This window comes from Azospirillum doebereinerae, assembly GCF_003989665.1.
GTDB classification, from domain to species: Bacteria; Pseudomonadota; Alphaproteobacteria; order Azospirillales; family Azospirillaceae; genus Azospirillum; species Azospirillum doebereinerae.
On record NZ_RZIJ01000003.1, the window covers coordinates 189,539 to 207,816 of the forward strand.

Consider the following 18,278-nt stretch of genomic DNA (forward strand, 5'->3'; position numbering starts at 1 on the left):
GCTAAAAAAGCCGGGAAGAGGGATTGCCTCCGCCCGGCTTTGTTTAAAGCGCTTTAATGTGGGGAGTTCAATTGATCCGGCTTTTCGTCAGTCGATCGATTTCTTCCTTGATGTGCAGCTTTTCAAGCTTGAGGCGCTTGACCGCGCCCTCATCCGGCCAGGATCTCTTTTCTTCATCAAGGATGGCACGGTCAAGGCGCAAGTGCTTTTCTTGCAAGGAAACAACACGAGCATCGGTGTGCATGTTCTGCTCTCCGTTTGATCGAACCGTGTCCCGTCCCAGTATGACGGGCTGGTGACAACAGTGTTGACCGATCCATTCCGCCGAACAACCCTAATCTTGCGTCTTATGCGGTCAGAACGTATGAAAAACTGCCTCAATCGATCGGGCATGTGACATTGCGTCGCACAAAGGAGAGGTTGCCACCTCTTCGCGCAGACCCATGCGGATGGTTGCGAGTTGTTGGTAATCCTCGGCTAAAGTCTTAGCCTTCACGACATAGTCCTCTTCCGAAGCCGCCACCCAGCCCGGCCGTCCCAGGGTGTGCAGCAGCGAGGCGGTCATCCGGCCGATGAAGCGTTCCCCGGCCAGGGTCACCACCGGCACCCCCATCGACAGAGCGTCGACGCTGGTCAGGCACCCGCCATAGGGGAACGGGTCCAGGGCGATGTCAACCCGCTCGTGCAGGCGCAGATGCTCCGCATGGCTGGCAACGGGTGGGACGAGATCCAGCCGGTCGCCGCCGACGCCGTGCCGGGCGAAGGCGTCGGCCATGCGGGCGCGCCCGTCGTCCCCGGCCAGCCCGGCTCCCCTTGACTTCAGCATCAACCGCGAACCGGGAACCGCGTGCAGGACCGCCGACCACAGGGCGACGACCCGCTCGTTGATCTTGGCGTCCAGGTTGAAGGAGCCGAAGGTCACGCACCCGCGCGTGACGCAAGGGGGCGGGGTTGGCGGCAGGGGGCGTGGCGGGTCGAACAGGAAGAAATGGGGCAGGCGCACCAGCCGCTCGGTGAAGATCTCCGTGCTGTCCTCCGGGTGCAGCACTGGGTCGGTCAGCCACAGATCCATCGCGTCGACGCCGGTGGCGTGCATGCCGTGGTAGCTGACCTGGAGCGGCGCCGCGCGGCGCGTGAACAGCCCCATGCGCTGCCCGCCGGTGTGGCCGATCAGGCAGACCAAGACATCGACCCCGTCGGCGCGGACACGCTCGGCCAGCGCGTCGTCGCTCATCCCCCGCGTGTCGCACCAGCCCTCGGCGAGGCGGCGCAGGCCGGACAGCTCCGGGGCCGCGTAGGGTACGTCGCCATAGACCAGCGGCACGGCACGGGACCGGTCATGCGCCCGCAGCAGTGGCCCGATCTGGTCGAGCAGCCGGTTTCCCGGATGCAGATAGCTCGACACGTAGCCGACGCGGAGCGGACGCCCTCCGATCGCGGGAGCGGCGAGCGCCGGATGGGGCAGTGTTTTCCCGAACCGGTCGCGCCAGCCGGTGATCTCATCGGCCAGCGCGTCGTTGCCGAGATCGGGCAGCAGCAGGGCCGTCGTCAGCCGCGCGCTGTGAATCCAGGGGGCGTCGCTGAGCCGGGTGGCGATGCGCAGACCGACCATGGCCTCGGCGATGGCGCCCAGGTTCTTGGCGGACAAGGCCCCGTTGTAGTGCCCGGCGAGGCTGGCCGGGTCGAGTGCGACGGTGCGGCGGTAGGCGGCCCGTGCCGCCTCGAAGCGGCCGAGTTCGAACAGGGTGAGCGCCAGCGCGTCCTGCGCCTCGAAAAACGTGTCCTGCGCCTCGCGGGCGGTGGGGGCGAGACGCAGCGCGCGGTCCAGCGCCTCAAGGGCCGCCTCCTTCCGCCCTTCCGCCCGACGGGCGTTGCCGAGAACGAGCAGGGCGCCGAACAGATCCCGCCGCGCGTCCGCGCGTCCGAGGTGGAGACAGGCGGCCCAGGAGAACCACCGCGCGGCCTCCTCGTGTCGGGCGGTGTCCCGCGCGGTCACGGCCAGATTGTGCAGCGCCTCGCCATGGTCGGGGCGCAGGGCCAGCGCCCGCCGGTACCAGCGCATGGCCTCGTCGACCACCCCCCGCCCATGCAGCAGCGCCGCCAGCCGGGCCGGGACCGCACCGGCCAGCGGGTCGAGATCGGCGGCGCGGCGCAGCGCCGACACCGCCCTGTCCGGCCAGCCGGCGGCGTCCAGCGCCACCCCCCAGTGATAGAAGGTCGCGGCGTTTCCCCCGCTCAGCGCCGCCCGGCCGAAGCCGGCCGCAGACCCGGCGGGGTCGCCGCGCTCGCGCTCGGCATGGCCCAGTCCCTCCTGCGCCTCCACCAGCGCCGGGCGCAGGGCGACGGCGTGGCGGAAGCGTCGGATGGCGGCGTCCGGCCGCCCCAGCGCGCGCAGCACCTTGCCGTGGTTGGTGTGCGGCTCGGCGGCCAGCGGGTCGGCGGCGGTCGCCCGCCCCAGCAGCCCGTCGGCCTCCTCCAGCCGCCCGAGCTGGGCGATCAGCAGCCCGCACAGGTGCAGCGCCTGCGGGTTCTCCGGATCGGCGTCGAGGATGCGTCGGTACAGTTCCTCCGCCTCCGCGTAGCGTCCGGTCTGGTGCAGGTCGAGCGCGATGGAGAGGGCTTCGGCGATGGTCGCCATGGGGCGGGGCCTTATACGGACAGGGCGGCGAGGGCGCGGATTGCATGGGTGACGGCGTCCGCCAGCCCCTCGCCGGGGCGGGGCTGGATCAGCCGCATCGACGGGAACCAGGGGCGCACGCCCGCGCCCAGCTGGGTCCAGTCCCGCGTGCCCAGGCGCCAGACCGGCACCCCCAGCGCCCCGGCCAGTTCGCCCGCCGCCGTGGCTGGCGAGAGGACGAGGTCCAGATTCGCCATCAGCGCGGCCACCCCCTCGAAATCGTCCTTCAGGTTCAGGTCGTCCCAGCGGTGCAGGCGTCGTCCGTCCTGTCCGACGCCGGCCCGCCCAACGCCGGCGTGCTCGACGGCGGCCAGTTCGGCGGCGCAATCGCCGTATTGCAGGTTGACCGTCACCACGCCGGGAAGGTCGAGCAACGCCCGCCAATCCGCCAAGGTGGTGTAGGCGCCCTGGCGTTGCGCGGTGACGATCTGGCTGCGCCAAGCGAGGCCGACCCTCAGCCCCGGCCCCAGCGCCGCCAGCCGATCCCGCCACAGCGCCACCCGCGCCGGATCCGGCGTCAGGCAGGCGGCGCGCCGGGGGAAATCGCCCAGCTTGGTGCGGAAAAGGGCGGGCAGGGCGCCGGCGGCGGCCTGGAGGTCGCAGTCGGGCGGATCGACCGTTTCGCGGCCCTGGGCATCGACGCTCTCGGCCCGCACCGCGACGTGGGGGAAGGAGCGGGCGAACAAGCTGACCAGCCGCCGGTCGCACTCCACCGTCACCGGCCCGTCCAGCCCCTCCAGCGCGTCGAAGCAGGAGGCGAAGAGGATCTCGTCGCCGACGCCTTGCTCGCTCCACACCAGCAGGCGCCGGCCGGTCAGGGCCTCGCCCCGCCATTCCGGCCGGGGGATGCGGCGGGCGCGCTGCAACTGGCGGGCGGAGAAGCGCCGCCCGTAGCCGGCCCACCCCGCCGCGATGTCGCCGTCGGCCAAGGAGAGCAGCCCGAGATTCCAGGCGGCCAGCGCGAACCCCGGATCCAGCCGCAGGGCGCGCCGTAGATGGGGAGCCGTGTCCTCCGGACGTCCGGCGAGATTGGCCATGGTGGCGAGGTTGTTGTGGGCGTCCGGCACGTCGGGACGCAGGGCCACCGCGCGTCGGTAATGGGCGGTCGCTTCGGGATAGCGCCCCTCCAGCTCAAGGGCATGGCCCAGATTGGTGTGGGGCGCCGGGTTCTCCGGGGCCAGCGCGATGGAGCGGCGGTGCAGCCGCTGGGCGTCGGCGCCCTGTTTCCCCTTCTGCCGGTTGAGGCCCAGATGGGTCAGCGCCTCCGGAAAATCGGGGCGCAACGCCAAGGCGCGGGTGAAGGCATGACCGGCGGCCCCGGTCCGGTCCTCCGCCTCGTGGATCAGACCCAGATGGTTCCAGGCGGTGGGGAAGTCGGGTTCGCGGCGCAGCGCGTCGGCGATCAACCGTTCGGCGTCGGCTTGGTGACCGCATTGGTGATACAGCAGGCCCAGCAGGTGCAGGGCGTCGGCGTGGTTCGGGTCGGCCTCGATCACCGCGCGGTAAGCGGTCTCGGCCTCGTCCAGCCGGCCGGCGCGGTGGTGGGAAAGGGCGCCGGACAGCAGGGATTCGGTGTCGGGGCGAGGGGGGCGAACCGCATCCCGCGCCACGTTGCCGGTCGCCCGCAGCGCCCGCGCGATCTGCCCCAGCGCATCCTCCAGCGTCTCGCCGGGGCGGGGCTGGAACAGGCGCATCGACGGGAACCAGGGCCGGACGCCCGTGCCCAGCTGGGTCCAGTCCCGGCCGCCGAAGCGCCACACCGGCACCCCCAGCGCCCCGGCCAGCTCGCCCGCCGACATCGCCGGGGAGATCACCAGATCCAGGTTGGCGACCAGCGCCGCCGCGCCGTCGAAATCATCCTTCAGGTCCAGGTCGGCCCAGCGGTGGATCCGCACCCCGAATCGCGCTTCCGCCTGCCGGATCTCGGTGTCGCAGTCGTCGTACTGAAGATTGACGAAGTCGATGCCCGGCACCGCGAGGATCGCGCCCCACTGGTCGAGCCGGGTGTAGGCGGCGCGGCGTTCCTCGGTCATCAGCTGGCTGCGCCAGCCGATCCCGACCTTCAATCCCGGCCCCAGCGCGGCCAGCCGCTTGCGCCACGCCGCCACCAGCGACGGGTCGGGCACCAGCCACGCGGGCTGCGGTTCGAAGGTGGCCAAGGCGTCGCGCAGGCGGTGGGGCAGGCCGCCGGCCGGCACCTGGAGGTCGCAATCGGGCGGCTCGACGGTCTCGGCTCCATCCTCGGTGCAGCGTTGCGCCCGGACCGTCGCCGTGGGGAAGGAGCGCGCGAACAGCGGGACCAGCCGGGAATCGCATTCGATGGTGACGCGGCCGCCGCCCCAGGCCAGCAGGTCGGGGTAGCAGGAGGCGAACAGGATCTCGTCGCCGACCCCCTGCTCCCGCCAGACCAGCAGGCGGCGTCCGCGCAACGTCTCCCCGCTCCACAGGGGAAGCGGGATGCGGCGGTCCGGGTGGACCTCCCCGGCGGCGAAGCGCCGCTCGTACCCCATCCAGCCGCGTTCGAGGTCGCCGTGCAGCAAGGCCAGCAGGGACAGGTTGTAGGACGCGGTGGCAAGATCCGGCTCCTGCGCCAGCGCCTCTTCGTAGCAGGCCTCCGCCTCCTTGTATTTCGCCTGGGCCTGTAGCGCGTTGCCGAGGTTGTAGCGGGCCTCGACGAACTCCGGATGAAGCTCCAGCGCTTGGCGGTGGCAGAGTTCCGCCTGATCGGGACGGCCGAGGCGTTTCAGCACGCTGCCCAGGTTGTTCAGGGCGGCGGCGTGGCGGGGGTGCCGCTTCAAGGCCTCGCGGTAGGCGATCTCGGCGCCTTCATAGGCGCCTTGCTGTTGCAGGATGGCGCCCAGATTGTAATGCGCCTTGGCGTCGTCGGGGCGGAGAAACACCGCCATGCGGTGCTGGGCCACCGCCTCGGCCAGCCGGCCGGCGGAGGCCAGCGCGTCGCCCAGGTTGTTGTGCGCCTCGGCCATGCCGGGGACGAGGCGCACGGCGTGGGACAGCGCCGCGATGCTTTGGCCGCTCCGCCCCAGCGCGCGCTCCGTGTTGCCCAGGTTGTACCAGGCCTTGGCGTAGTCGGGCCGCAGGGCCAGGGCCGTCGCGAACATCCGCTCCGCCGGGGCGTGGCGGTCGAGCGCGGCCAGCGCGTTCCCCAGATTGTGGCGCGCCTGGGCGTTCTCCGGATTCAGGAGGATGGCGTTGCGGTGGGCCTGGACCGCGTCCGTCCGCCGGCCGGCGCCGGCCAGCGCGCTGCCGAAATTGTCCCAATAGGCGGCCACCCCGCGCTCCCGCTCGATGGCGCGTCCGATCAGGTCGACCGCGGCCTCATGCCCGCCGGTCTGAAGCGCCACCACCCCCAGCAGGTGCAGAGCGTCGGCGTGGTGCGGGTCGGCGGCGAGCACGGCGCGGTAACCCTCCTCCGCCGCCTGGAAGCGCCCGGCCTGATGATGGGCCACGGCCTGCGCCAGCGTGTTGTCGTCCATCGCCCGTTCCATCTTCCAGCCCGCCGGTCCGCCCGCGCCCCGATGGGCGCCTCACCGTCAAAGGGAGTGCCATGATCGGGCGTTCACGGTAAAGATGCCACCGATATCGTTTCATCGCTGGCAAGGGGAACGCCACCATGGCCGCATCACGCTTGTCCTTGCGCGGGGGCGGGGCACGTGGAAAGAACGCGGCGTCTTCTCCGGCGGCGCGGCTGTCCCGGCAGGCCGACGCCCTGGCCTCGGCCGGACGCCACGCGGAGGCCGACGCGGCCTACCGGGCGGCGCTGGAGGCCGATCCGACGCTGGGCGGCACCCGCAACAACCACGGCAACACCCTGCGCGCGCTGGGCCGCATCGCGGAGGCGGCCGGCGCCTACCGCGCGGCCCTGGCCCATGGGCTGGACGCGGCGCTGGTGCACTACAACCTCGCCTCGGCCCTGCGGCAACTCGGGGAGACGGGCGAGGCCGAAGCCGCCTACCGACGGGCGCTGGTCCGGCAGCCCGATCACGCCGAGGCGTGGAACAACCAGGCCAACCTGCTGCGCGACGCCGACCGGCTGGAGGAGGCGGCGACCGGCTACCGCCGCGCGGTGACCCTGCGGCCCGACTGGGGCGACGGCCATGACAATTTCGGCTCGGCGCTCTACCTGTTGCACGAGCGGGGAGCCGTGGACGCGGCGGCGCGGCTGGCGCGTCTGTGGCGGCGGGACCATCCCGGCAACCCGGTCGCCCGCCACATCGGCGCCGCCATCGCCGGCGACGGGGCGGAGCCCAGGGCGCCCGACGCCTATGTGCGGCAGACCTTCGACCTGTTCGCCGAGGAGTTCGACAGCAAGCTCGCCGAACTCGGCTACCGCGCGCCGGAGTTGCTGGCCGCTCGCGTCGCGGCGGATGGGGAGTCGTCCGAAGGCGGTCTCGACGTGCTCGACGCCGGGTGCGGGACGGGGCTGTGCGCGGCGGCGCTGCGCCCGCTGGCCCGCCGCCTGACCGGCGTCGACCTGTCCGGCGGCATGCTGGAGCGCGCCCGCGCGCGCCAACTCTACGACGCGCTGGAGGAGGCCGAGCTGGTCGCCTTCCTGAGCGGCCGGCCGAGCGCCTTCGACCTGATCGTCGCGGCGGACGTGCTGTGCTATTTCGGCGTGCTGGAGGAGGCGTTGGCGGCGGCGGCGAGGGCGTTGCGGCCCGGCGGGCGGCTGGCCTTCACGGTGGAGGCGCTGGAGGCGGCGGGCGACGCCCCCCACCGCGTCGCGACCCATGGCCGCTACGCCCACCGCGCGGGCTATGTCCGGGCAACCCTGGCCACGGCAGGGCTGGAGGTCGCCGTGTTCGACCGCGACACGCTGCGGATGGAAAGCGGCGCGCCGGTTGCGGGGCTGGTGGTCCTGGCCCGCCGGCCGGCTCTCAGTCCGGGGTGACCCGCGCGCCGATGCTACCCTCGTAAGGGCCGTCCGGCCCGTCGGGAAAGGGCAGGCCGTGCCCTTGGTGGGTGCGGTCGTGGATCAGGACCCGGTCGCGGATCGCCGGCCAGACGAATCGGCGCAGGAAGCGCTGGTCCTGCCAGCGGTCGGCGTCGGTGCGGGCGAAGCGCTCGGCCAGCCCGCGCATCTCCGGCAACAGACCGGCGACGCCTCCCCACATGCCGGCCAGGATCAGTTCGGTGTGCAGGATGTGGTCGCGCATGACGTGGAAGGGCCGGTCCGACGCAATCCAGGCGTCGACCGCCGCCTTCTCCTTTGCACCGACGCGGGAATCGCAATCCCGGCAGACGAAGCGGCGGATCGTGGGGTCGTCGGACGCGGCGAAGCGCCAGTACAGGCCGTGCAGAGGCCCGCTTCCCGGCTCCATGGCGACCAGCTCGGCACCGGCGCCGGCCAGTTCGGCGAGGGTTGCGGCGGGAACCGAATCGTCGTGATAAATCCGGCAGATCCAGCCGGGATAGATCCGTGGGACCAGCCGGGCGTTCTCCACGGCTCCCTTTGTGTAGATCTCCCTGGCACCCCACAGGCTGAAGGCCACCACGTCGCGGGTCCGCCGCGCCGGCGCGCGGGGAGCCGCCGGCAGCGGCCGCAGGGCAGGCGCGTGGGCGACGGCCAAGGCATCCTTCAAATCCAGCGCCGTGCCGGCCCAGGTGTTCGCCTCCTCCTCGCGGTCCAGCGCGTAGAGGGTGAGGATCAGGTTCTCCAGCGCGTCGATGTGGGTCGGATCGATGCGGGTGGCGTGCGACAGGGCCTGCGCCGCCTCTTCCAGCCGGTCGATCTTGCCCAGCGCGATGCCCAGGTTGAAGACGGCCGACAGGAAATCCGGCACCAGCGCCGCCGCCCGCCGGTAGGCCCCCAGCGAATCCTCGCGCAACCCGGCGGCGTACAGGGCGTTTCCCAGAAGAAAGGCGATGTCGGCGTCCAGCGGGGCCAGTTCCGATGCCCGCATCAGGAAGGGCAGGGAGCCGGTGACCTGCCCCGATTCGATCCGCAGCCGCCCGCGCTCGTGCAACAGAAGCACCAGCCGGTCGCGCGCCGCGTCCAGGGCGGGGGCGGCGCCCAACGCCCGTTCCAGCGCGCCGATGGCGCCATCCCCGTCCCCCAGGCTCCGCAAGGCGGTGGCGAAGTCGGTCCAGGCCTCCGCGAAATCGGGGCGAAGGGCGATGGCGCGGCGGTAGGAATCGGCGGCCTCGGCCGGCCGGTTCAGGCTGCGCAGCAGGTTGCCACGGTTGGAATGGATGTCGGCGGCTTCGGGCCGCAGTTCCAGCGCCCGCGCGATCAGCGGCAAGCCGACCTCCCCCTGGCCCACTTGCCCGGCCAGCATGCCGAGGAAATGAAGGGCGTCGGGCTGGTCGGGATCGACGTCGAGGATGCGGGTGTAGAGTTCCTGCGCCTCGCCGAGACGGCCCGCAAGGTGCAGGTCGAGAGCGATCGTCAGGGCTTCGGTGATGGTGGCCATGGCATCAAGGCTTTAAGCAAGCATGCCGGGCTGTGCAAGCTCGCAAACGGAGCCGTTCGGTCCGGTGACGGGGATTGCCGCGTCATGGAACGGACAATCCGTCTTTTGGAGTAATCTCTAATATAGGGTAAAGAAAGTCTTTACAATGCTGCGGAACCTATGCATCTTAAGAAGCAGTTAATTCCAGACATGGATGATGCTGGTCATGAACGTGGCCCCCGCCACATCGACGGCTTCGCGGCCGTTTTCCTTCATGACGGCCCACGGCGGGGACACCGCCGCAGCGGGGGCCGGGGGCCGGACTCCCGCCCAGCCTTCCAGCGACACCGCCGACACCGAACCGCTCGTCAACCGGTTTCCCATCATCGGCTTTTCCTACGACGTGGACGCGTCGCGTCTGGTCATGCAATACCGCGATCCGGCGAACGGAAAGACCGTTTCGCAAATCCCGACGGAAGCCGCGCTGAAGCAGTACAAGGAAGCGCAGCAGCAGGAAAAGAACGCCGCCCGCGCCGCCGTGCTTGAGGTCACCGTGGGTGGATCGGGCGGCAGGCCCGACACCGGCGGCTCCGGGGGCGGCTCCGGGGTTTCCAGCCGCGACGGTGGGGGAGGGGCCGCGAGGAGTTCGCTTCCGGCGGCGGCCGCGCATATCGCTTCCGTCAACGCCGCGCCCGTGGCACACTTCACCCCATCCGCTCCGCATCGCGCCGCTTCGACCGGCACCGCGCGGGTGAACGTGGTGATCTGATCCCAAGTCCGATTCCAAGGGCTGGATCGCGCTGAACGGGTTTGCGCCATGGGCCTCGACGTCACTTCATCCACCGCCGGCGCCGCCGTGGGCCTCCGTCAGGCCCAGGGGCAATTCGATTTCGGCGTGAAGGCCCTGAACCAGAACGCCCAACAGCAGGAGGCCGCCATCGCCACCTTGTTGCAGGGCGATTCCAGCGGCGGCGGCAACGTCACGCCGACGCGCGGCCAGAATCTGAACATAACCGTCTGACGCGCTCGCAAGGCTGGTTTCCGTTCAGGAAGCGGTTGCGGTGCGGCCCCGCTCGGGCGTAGGTCAGACGCCATGCCCGATCCCGTCGCCTTGCGTCCCAATTCCACCTTCCATTTCCTCCAGGACGCCGCCCTCGCGGTGGTGTTCCTGACCCGCCTCCCTCTGCCCCTTGCCGGCCCGCTGGCGGAGGGGGCCGCGGCGCGCGCCATGGCGTGGTTCCCGCTGGTCGGTGCCCTGGTCGGGCTGGCGGGCGGTGTGGTCTTCGTCGTGGCGGGATTCGTTCATCTGCCGCCTCTGGCGGCGGCGCTGCTGGCCTTGGCGACGATGGTGTGGTTGACCGGCGGGCTGCACGAGGACGGAGCCGCCGACGTGGCCGACGGGTTCGGCGGGGGCCGCGACAAGGCGCGCAAGCTGGAGATCATGCGCGACAGCCGGGTCGGCAGCTATGGCGTGCTGGCCTTGGTTTTTTCGGTGGCGATCCGTGCATCGGCGCTTGCCGCCCTGACCGGACCGGGGGCGGCCGTCGCGGCGCTGGTGGCGGCGGGCGCCCTTTCGCGGGCCGGGCTGGCGGTGGTCGCGCGGTGTCTGCCACCGGCGCGGAACGACGGTCTGGCCGCCGCCCAGGGACGGCCGGGGGTGGGGACGGTGGCTCTGGCGCTCGGGCTCGGGCTGGCGCTCGCGTTGCCCGCCTTGTGGATCGCCGGCCCCTGGACCATGGCCGTGTGCGCCGTGGCGGCCGCGGCCGGGGCCGCTTGGCTGGTGGCCCGACTGGCGATCCGGCAGATCGGCGGGCACACCGGCGACGTGTTCGGGGCGGTGCAGCAGGTGGCGGACGCCGGCGTGCTGCTGGCCGTGGCGGCTTGGGCATGACGGACCGGATGACGACCCGCTGGTGGCTGATCCGCCACGCGCCCGTCCCCAACCCGCTTGGCCTTATTCATGGCTCCGGCGATCCTGACGCCGACACCGGCGACCGCGCGACCGCGATGGCCCTGGCTGCGATCCTGCCGGAGGACGCGGTCTGGCTGACCAGCCCATTGCGGCGAACCCGGCAGACGGCGCAAATGTTGCGTCCTTCGGTCGATCCGCTGACCGAACCGGCGCTCGCCGAGCAGGATTTCGGACGCTGGGAAGGGCTCTCGCACGACGAGATCGCCGCCCGCCAGCCTGAGGAGGCCGAACGGTTCTGGAGGGATCCGGCCCGCAACGCGCCCCCCGGCGGCGAGAGCTTCGCGGCGGTGATGGAGCGGGTGGCCGACGCCCTGCGCCGGTGGACCGGGGAAGAGGCAGGGGGGGACCGGATCGCGGTGATCCATGGCGGATCGATCCGGGCGTCGCTGGCCCTGGCGCTGGATCTGACGCCCGGCGCGGCGTTGCGGCTGCGCGTCGATCACTGGTCGCTGACCCGGCTCGACTGCCACGCGGGCACCTCCTGGTCGGTCGGCGGCGTGAACCTGCGGCCCGGAACCTTTTCAGGCGGAGGACGTTGACCGGACTCCGTAGGGTTACCGAACGAGAGGCAGACCATGATCCGCACCAGCACCGGCTTTGAAGGCACCGACCGTGAAGCCGCGGAGAAACTCTGGGATATGATCAAGGGCGTCCGCGTCGCGATGATGACGACGCTGGACGACAACGGCCGGCTGAACTCCCGTCCGATGGCGACTCTGTCCCACGCCGGATTCGAGGACGGCAATCTGTGGTTCTTTACCCGCCTCGATTCCCAGAAGGTGTCGGAACTCGACCGGCACTGGCGCGTCAACCTCGCCTACGCCGATCCGGACAAGGAGGATTACGTGTCTCTGTCCGGTGTCGGCGCCGTGGTGCGCGATCAGGAGAAGATCCGCTTCCTGTGGCGCGACATCATGACGACGTGGTTCCCGAAGGGAGTGGACGATCCGGAGATCGCGCTGCTGAAGATCAGCGTCGATCAGGCCGAGTATTGGGACAGCCCGTCGAGCGCCATGGTCTATGCTTATGGTTACGTGAAGGCGAAGATCACCGGCGAGGCGCCCAACCCCGGCGAGAACGTGAAGATCGCCTTCCAGTAAGCACGCCAGACCCAGCCGCTGTCAGCGGCGCGTGGCGGCGCCGGTCGCGCACCAGCGCCGCCACAGCGCGCGGTAGACCCGCTCGACCTGCCGGGCCTTGCGGCGCCCGTCCATGAAGGACGCCGCCGCCATCCGGCCGCGCAGATCCCTACGCAGGGCGGACAGCCGCGCCGGGTCGGCGGCGAGCGCGGCGGCGATGCCGACGACCTCGTCGGGGGTTCGGGCGATCAGTTCCGTCATCCCGATGGCCGACAGCAGCGAGGCCGACCAGCGGCTCATCATGCTGTCCCCCGGCAGGGTCACCACCGGCACGCCCATCCACAGGGCCTCGAAGCTGGTGGTGGCGCCGCAGAAGGGGAAGGGATCCAGCGCGATGTCCACGCCGTTGTAGAGCGCCAGATGATGCTGGCGCTCCTGCACGGCGGCGGGCGTCAGCAGGCGGGCGGGGTCCACCCCTTCCGCCGCCAGGATGTCCCGCACCCGCCCGGACAGCGCCGGGGCGGCGTAGAGGTTCTTGTATTTCAGGACCAGCCGGGACTCCGGCACCGCCTTCAGCACGCGCGCCCACAGGGCCAGCACCGCGTCGGACTGCTTGGCCGGGTTGTTGAAGCTGCCGAAGGTGACGCTTCCTCGTGTCCGCATCGGCGAGGGCGCCACATCGGGCGCGTCGTCGATGGGAGAGTAAACGAACAGGGTCGGCAGGCGGACCGGGCGTTCGGCGAAACGCTCCGCCCCGTTGCGCGGCGTCATGACCCGGTCGGTCAGGATCGCGTCCACCGCCGACAGCCCGCTGCTCGCCCCGTCGTAAAGGCTGATCTGCACCGGCGCCGGGCGGTGGGCCGCCACCAGCGGCCGGTTGGCGTCGAAGCCGCCGGCGACGCTCACCAGAACATCGATGCGGTCCGCGCGGATGAGATCCGCCACCTCCGCGTCGCCCAGGTCGTTGATCGGACGCCAGCGGTCGGTGTGGGTCTTCAGGCGTTCGCCCATGGGGTCGAGACGGTCGACTCCGGCGTAAGCGGTGACGTGGAACCGGTCGTGGTCGTGGTTGGCAAGGATCGGCTCCAGGTTGCGGGCCACCGGATGCTCGCGCAGATCCGCCGACAGATAGCCGACGCGCAGGCGGCGCTTCGGATCGGGATCGTTTGTTGACGGCTTCGCCAGCGCGTAAAGCGGGCGGGCGTGCCGCGCCTCGAAGCGGCGGCGCTCGTCGTGGCGGCGGTCCTCGGTCCAGCCGGGATCGTAGAGGGTCGAGGTCAGGAGGCTGCGGTGCGCGGCGACGCTGTCCGGCTGCAGCGACAGGGCGCGGCGATGGGCAGCGGCCATGTCCTTATGGCCGCCCGAGACGCGCATCATGACGGCGAGGTTGCTCAAGGAGTCGAGATGCGCCGGATCCAGCACCAGCGTGTGGTGGTGACCGGCGGTGGCCGCCTCGATCCACCCCAATTCCTGAAGGTCGAAGGCGCGGTTGAAGGACGCGCCGATATCGTCGGGTTGCAGAAGCAACGCGCGGCGGTACGCGTCCACGCCTTCGCCCCCCCGTTCCAGGGCGCGCAGGCAGAGGCCAAGGTTGAACCACGGTTCGAAAAGCTCCGGCCGCAGGGCGGCCACCATGCGCAGCGGCACGAGCGCGTCGCCCGGACGCCCCAAGGCGAGGCGCAGGAGGGCGAGGTTCACCCAGGGGCGATGATCCATCGCGGCCAGCCGCGCGGTCCGGACGCAGGCTCGCTCGGCAACCGCCGGATCGGTCCGCTTGGCCGCGACGGACAGGGCGAACTGCGCCTCGCTGTCGGCGGGTTCGGCCGTGGTCCAGGCCTGGAAGGCGCGAACGGCCCCGGGAGCGTCGCCCGACGCCAGCCGGCAAATGCCAAGCGCGTCCCACAGCAACGGCTCTCCGCCACCCAGCCGGATGGCCTCGGCGAAGGCGTGGGCGGCGGCGCTCAGGGCACCTTGACCATGAAGCTGCTGCGCCAATCCGCGCCATGCCCCCGTCTGGCCCGGATCGAGCCTCAACGCGTGGCGGTAATGACGGACCGCCGCGCTACCGTCGCCGGCCGCCTGCGCGAGGTTGCCGAGATTGACATGCGCGCCGGTCAGGGACGGATCGGCCAGCACCGCCAGACGCAAGGCCACCGCGCTGTCGGCCGTCCGACCCAACGCCGCGAGCGCCAGGGATTGCTGGTACCACGCCATGCCGAAACCGGGATCGCTGCGGCCGGCCAGCGCGAAGCTGTCGACGGCCTCCTCCACACGGCCCTGCGCGCGCAAGGCCATTCCCCGGTTGACGGCGGCCTGGGCATGGCGGGGAGCCCCCGTCAGAACGCGGCCGTAGACGTCGGCGGCCTCGTCGCGCCGCCCCAGGCGGTCGAGCAGGACGCCCAGGTTGAACAGCGTGTCGGCGTGGCCGGGGGCGAGTTCCGCCGCCGCCGCGTAGGATCGCGCCGCCTCCTCCGTGCGGCCCAGCCGGTCGAGCGCCATGGCATGGTGCCGGTGGTAGTCGGCGACTCCCGCATCCTGCCGGATCGCTTGACCGATCAGTTCGGCGGCGGCCTCGAACGCGTTGCATTGGGCGGCCAGCACGCCGAGCAGATGCAGGGCCGGGGCGTTCTCCGGATCGGCCTCCAGGATGCGGCGGTAGAGCGCGTCGGCCTCGGCGAGGCGGCCCGCCTGATGATGGTCGGCGGCGATGGCGAGCGCTTCGGCGATGGTGGCCATGTTGCGGTCCTATGGCGCTGGTCGGGAAAGGGTCAGCGGAAGGGCGGCGCGTAGAGCATTCCACCGCGCAGCCAGGGGCGGTTCAAGCCGCGCTCCATGCCGTAGGGTTCGCCCAGGTTGCGGTCGAAGATCTCGCCGTAGTTCCCGACCTGCGCCAGCACCTGCAACGCCCAGTCGTCGGGCAGGCCCAGCGTCTTGGCGGCGTTTCCGGCGTGGCCCAGCATGCGATGGAGTTCAGAATCGTCGGGAAGCCGCCCGGCCAGCACGTCGGCGGCGCTGACGCCCTTGGCCTCGGCGAGAATGGTCGCGTGGATCACCCAGCGGCCGATGTCGTACCAGTTGCGGTCGCCGCGCGCGATGTAAGGGGTCAGCGGCTCGCGCGAGATCACGTCGGGGTAGATGTGAACACCCAGCCCCGCCTTGCGGTAGCCGGCCAGCGAGGTGACCAGAACCGTGCGGTCGGTGGTCAGCAGCCCGCATTCATGGGCGAGGAAGGCTTGCAGCGCCTCGTCGAAGGTCTTGAAGGTGCGGATCCGCCACGGGCGGTCGGCCTGACGGATGTGGTCCTGGAGGTTGCGTTCGGTGGTGGTGGAGGATTTCACGCAGACCGTCTGGGGGCCGACCCGCTCCAGCGGTGGCACCGGCCCGTCGCCCAGCGTGGCGAATCCCTGCCCATCGTAGAGCAGAGGCAGAAGAAATTCGATGTCGAAAGACACGTCCCGCGAGAAGGTCCAGGTCGTGGTGGTCAGCGCCACATCGACCTCGTGCTTTTCGACCGCCTCGAACTCCTGCGGCTTGTCGGGCAGGCGGACGACGCGGATCGCCTGGGCGTTGCCGAGCGTCGCGGCGGCGTAGGCCCGGCAAAAATCCACCAGGAAGCCGTCGAGATGCCCCTGCGGGTCGGTGAAGGAAATGCCGCTGACGCCGCTGCGCAGGCCGCAGACCACGGCGCCCCGGCTGCGGATGCGCTCCAGCGTGTCGCCGTCGGCGGCCTGGGCGGAACCAGCGGGTCCGCCGACGAACACCAGCGCCCCAACGGCGAGCGCCGCCATGGCGCGCAGCCGCCGTCCCCAATCCCCCATCCTCATGCAGCGACCATCCGGACCCCCGACGCGGCACGCGCGCCGCGCCCGGACGGCGGCGTCAGGCCGCCTGCTGGGCGCGCAGCGTGCTGAGCAGACTATGCAGCGAACCCGCCTCCTCGGCCAGCGTGTTCGCCGTCTCGGTCAAGGTGCCGGCGATGTCGCCGGTCTTGGCCGCCTGGGTGTTGACGCCGTCGATGATCGCCGCGACCTCCCCGGAGGTCGCGGCGATCTCGCCAACGCGGCTCTTGATGTCGGAGGAGGACAGGTTCTGCTTGGCCACCGCGTCGCCGATCAGGTCCTGCACCGTGCTGATCCGCTCGACCGACGAGGAGATGCGGGCGAAGGTGCCGACCGTGTTCTGGATGCTGCCGTTGATGGCGCCGACCGAGCTGGCGATCTGCACCGTGGCGTTGGCGGTCTCCTCGGCCAGCTTCTTGACCTCCGCCGCGACCACCGCGAAGCCGCGCCCGGCCTCGCCGGCCACCGCCGCCTCGATGGTGGCGTTCAGCGCCAGCAGCTTGGTCTGGTGGGCAATGCCGGTGATGACGTCGACGATCTTGCGGATCTGCTCGGTGTTCTCGCCCAGCTGCTCGACCACGCCGCGCGCGGCGGTCAACTCGCCGATGGTGGTGCCGACGACCTCGGCCGCCTCGTGGGCGAGGCCGGAGACGGTGCCGATGGTGCTCATCAGCGCCTCGGCGCTGCCGTTGCAGGTGGTGGCGCTGCGATTGCTGCGGGCGACGCAGTCGCCGGCGCTGACCGTGCTGTCCAGCGTGCTGGCCGATTGCTGGCGCAGCGTGTCGGCCAGCGTGCGGAGTTGGCCCGACTGCTGCGCCACGCCCGACGCCACCTGATGCACGTCCTCGACCAGTTGGCGGGCCAGCGCGGCGGAGCGGACCCGGTCGGTCACGTCGGTCCAGGACAGGGTCTTGCCGATGGCGTTGCCCTGGTCGTCGAGAACGGTGTCGACATGGGCCTCGACCGTCGTCTCCCCGACCTTCAGGGTGCGGTGGGGGATCGGGGGGTGGTTCGGGTCGGTGCAGACACGGGCAAACTCAGGCCCCTGCGCCAGCAAGTCGGCGGAGGTCTCGTCGATGCCGTGGCTCTTGCAGAAGGCGTGCGCCGCCGGGTTGACGAAGCCGACCGTGCCGTCGACCCGGAGAAGCGCCGTCGGCACCGGGCTGGAGTCGACCATCCGCTTCATCAGGAGGACTTGCTCGACGCTGCCGCGCAGGTGGCGCAGAGCGCCGCCCATCACCGCCAGCTCGTCGCGGCCGGTGCGGGGAATCTCGATGGACAGGTCGCCGGCGGCGATCTGCTCCATGGCGCGGGCGAACTTGCGCAGATTGGCGAAGACGGCGACCCGCAGCAGCAGCGCCGCCGCGATGGAGACGGCGAGCGCGAACAGCGCCACCATCTTGATCGCCTCGTTGCGCAGGCGTTCGGTGTTGCCGACGAACTCGCCGATGTCGCGGGAGATCTCGGCGGTCGCCCAGGGCAGGCCGCCGTCGCCGCCCAGAGCCACCGTGGTGGTGGAGAGCTGGGCGTCCTCTCCCGGAGTGTTGCCCTTGGATTCGAACAGGGTGTTGCCGGCGGTGTCCTTGAAGCGGATGTCGGCGTTCAGCACCGCGCCCAGCGTGGACAGGCCGGGCAGGGGATCGGTCACCACCTCCAGAAAGCCCAGCACGCGGAAGCCGCCGATCGGCATGATCATGCTGAACACCGGCTGGCCCTGCGCGTTGCGCCACAGCAGGGAGGAGGGGCGGCGCTTGTCGGCGAGGTCGCGGTTCTTCAGCGCCTCGAACAGGGCGGGGACCGAGGCGACGCTGTCCTGGGGCGTGCCGCCGGTCTCGGCGACGCGGTTCATCTCCGCGTCGAAGACGCCGACCGAGACCAGCTTCACCTCGCGGTCCACGACGACGGGGCGGGCCGAGATATTCTTGAGCGCCAGGGTCGCCTTGGAGAATTCCTTCTGGTTGACGCTTTCGACCAGGAAGCCGTCGCGGCTCCATTCGTTGACGTGGCCTTGCAGCCACTCCGTATAATTCTTACGGATCCGGTCGTTGACCAGCACGCTGAGGGTCGCGGCGCTGCTGCTGTCGAAGGTCGCCACCGCAAAATCGGTGTAGCGTTGCGACACCCAGGCTTGGCTGGCGAACAACGCCGCCACCAGCACGCCGACCACCGACACCATCGCCCGCCGCAGGGTCCAGAACCGGTAACGCGCCCCGGACTCGTCCAGCTTCATGATCGTTTTCATGTTCGAACCCCTCGCCGCCGCCGCACGGACTGTTGGATTGCAACACGGTCATCATCGTT

At 70.9% G+C, this 18,278-nt stretch carries 13 protein-coding genes; 6 read left to right on the forward strand and 7 right to left on the reverse strand.

Annotation, left to right across the window (positions count from 1 at the left end):
- Positions 1-67: 67 nt before the first annotated feature.
- The 3 genes from EJ913_RS05940 to EJ913_RS05950 form a co-directional block, all read right to left on the reverse strand.
- Positions 68-244 carry a YdcH family protein gene (locus EJ913_RS05940; RefSeq protein WP_126995763.1) on the reverse strand — a complete coding sequence of 59 codons (177 nt, stop codon included), beginning with the start codon at positions 242-244 and terminating at the stop codon, positions 68-70.
- 111 nt (positions 245-355) lie between these two features.
- Positions 356-2,638, reverse strand: a complete 2,283-nt coding sequence (locus EJ913_RS05945) for a tetratricopeptide repeat protein (protein ID WP_126995765.1) — start codon at positions 2,636-2,638, stop codon at positions 356-358.
- An 11-nt stretch (positions 2,639-2,649) separates the two neighbouring features.
- Positions 2,650-6,171, reverse strand: a complete 3,522-nt coding sequence (locus EJ913_RS05950; protein ID WP_280531373.1) for a tetratricopeptide repeat protein — start codon at positions 6,169-6,171, stop codon at positions 2,650-2,652.
- Positions 6,172-6,308: 137 nt separating this feature from the next.
- Between EJ913_RS05950 and EJ913_RS05955 the strand changes: the two genes are divergently transcribed.
- Entirely contained in the window at positions 6,309-7,586 is a 1,278-nt protein-coding gene (locus EJ913_RS05955; RefSeq protein ID WP_126995769.1) for a tetratricopeptide repeat protein, read from the forward strand.
- Here the strand turns inward: EJ913_RS05955 and EJ913_RS32090 are convergent.
- Positions 7,573-9,108, reverse strand: coding sequence for a tetratricopeptide repeat protein (locus tag EJ913_RS32090; RefSeq protein WP_211098885.1), 1,536 nt, complete (start codon positions 9,106-9,108; stop codon positions 7,573-7,575). The genes EJ913_RS05955 and EJ913_RS32090 overlap by 14 nt on opposite strands.
- 205 nt (positions 9,109-9,313) lie before the next feature.
- Between EJ913_RS32090 and EJ913_RS05965 the strand changes: the two genes are divergently transcribed.
- From EJ913_RS05965 to EJ913_RS05985, 5 genes are all read left to right on the forward strand, one after another.
- A complete protein-coding gene (locus EJ913_RS05965) occupies positions 9,314-9,856 on the forward strand; it encodes a hypothetical protein (protein WP_126995771.1) in 543 nt (180 codons plus the stop codon).
- Between the two features lie 48 nt (positions 9,857-9,904).
- Complete coding sequence (locus EJ913_RS05970; RefSeq protein ID WP_126995773.1) at positions 9,905-10,108, forward strand: hypothetical protein; 204 nt, start codon at positions 9,905-9,907, stop codon at positions 10,106-10,108.
- A gap of 72 nt (positions 10,109-10,180) precedes the next feature.
- A complete protein-coding gene (gene cobS / locus EJ913_RS05975) occupies positions 10,181-10,978 on the forward strand; it encodes an adenosylcobinamide-GDP ribazoletransferase (RefSeq protein WP_126995775.1) in 798 nt (265 codons plus the stop codon).
- The gene (locus EJ913_RS05980; RefSeq protein WP_126995777.1) at positions 10,975-11,598 is read left to right on the forward strand and encodes a histidine phosphatase family protein; all 624 of its coding nucleotides are present in this window, start codon (positions 10,975-10,977) and stop codon (positions 11,596-11,598) included. The genes cobS and EJ913_RS05980 overlap by 4 nt, the downstream gene beginning before the upstream one ends.
- A 36-nt stretch (positions 11,599-11,634) precedes the next feature.
- Positions 11,635-12,159, forward strand: coding sequence for a pyridoxamine 5'-phosphate oxidase family protein (locus tag EJ913_RS05985; protein WP_126995779.1), 525 nt, complete (start codon positions 11,635-11,637; stop codon positions 12,157-12,159).
- A gap of 21 nt (positions 12,160-12,180) precedes the next feature.
- Here EJ913_RS05985 and EJ913_RS05990 read toward each other — a convergent pair whose 3' ends face one another.
- From EJ913_RS05990 to EJ913_RS06000, 3 genes are read right to left on the reverse strand one after another with little or no spacing between them, the layout of a single operon-like run.
- On the reverse strand, positions 12,181-14,874 hold the full coding sequence (locus EJ913_RS05990; RefSeq protein ID WP_126995781.1) for an O-linked N-acetylglucosamine transferase family protein: 2,694 nt from the start codon (positions 14,872-14,874) through the stop codon (positions 12,181-12,183).
- Positions 14,875-14,906: 32 nt separating this feature from the next.
- Positions 14,907-15,962: an amino acid ABC transporter substrate-binding protein gene (locus EJ913_RS05995; RefSeq protein ID WP_244939259.1), complete on the reverse strand. Its 1,056-nt coding sequence runs from the start codon at positions 15,960-15,962 to the stop codon at positions 14,907-14,909.
- A gap of 55 nt (positions 15,963-16,017) precedes the next feature.
- Positions 16,018-18,219, reverse strand: coding sequence for a methyl-accepting chemotaxis protein (locus EJ913_RS06000; RefSeq protein WP_126995783.1), 2,202 nt, complete (start codon positions 18,217-18,219; stop codon positions 16,018-16,020).
- Between the last annotated feature and the right edge of the window lie 59 nt (positions 18,220-18,278).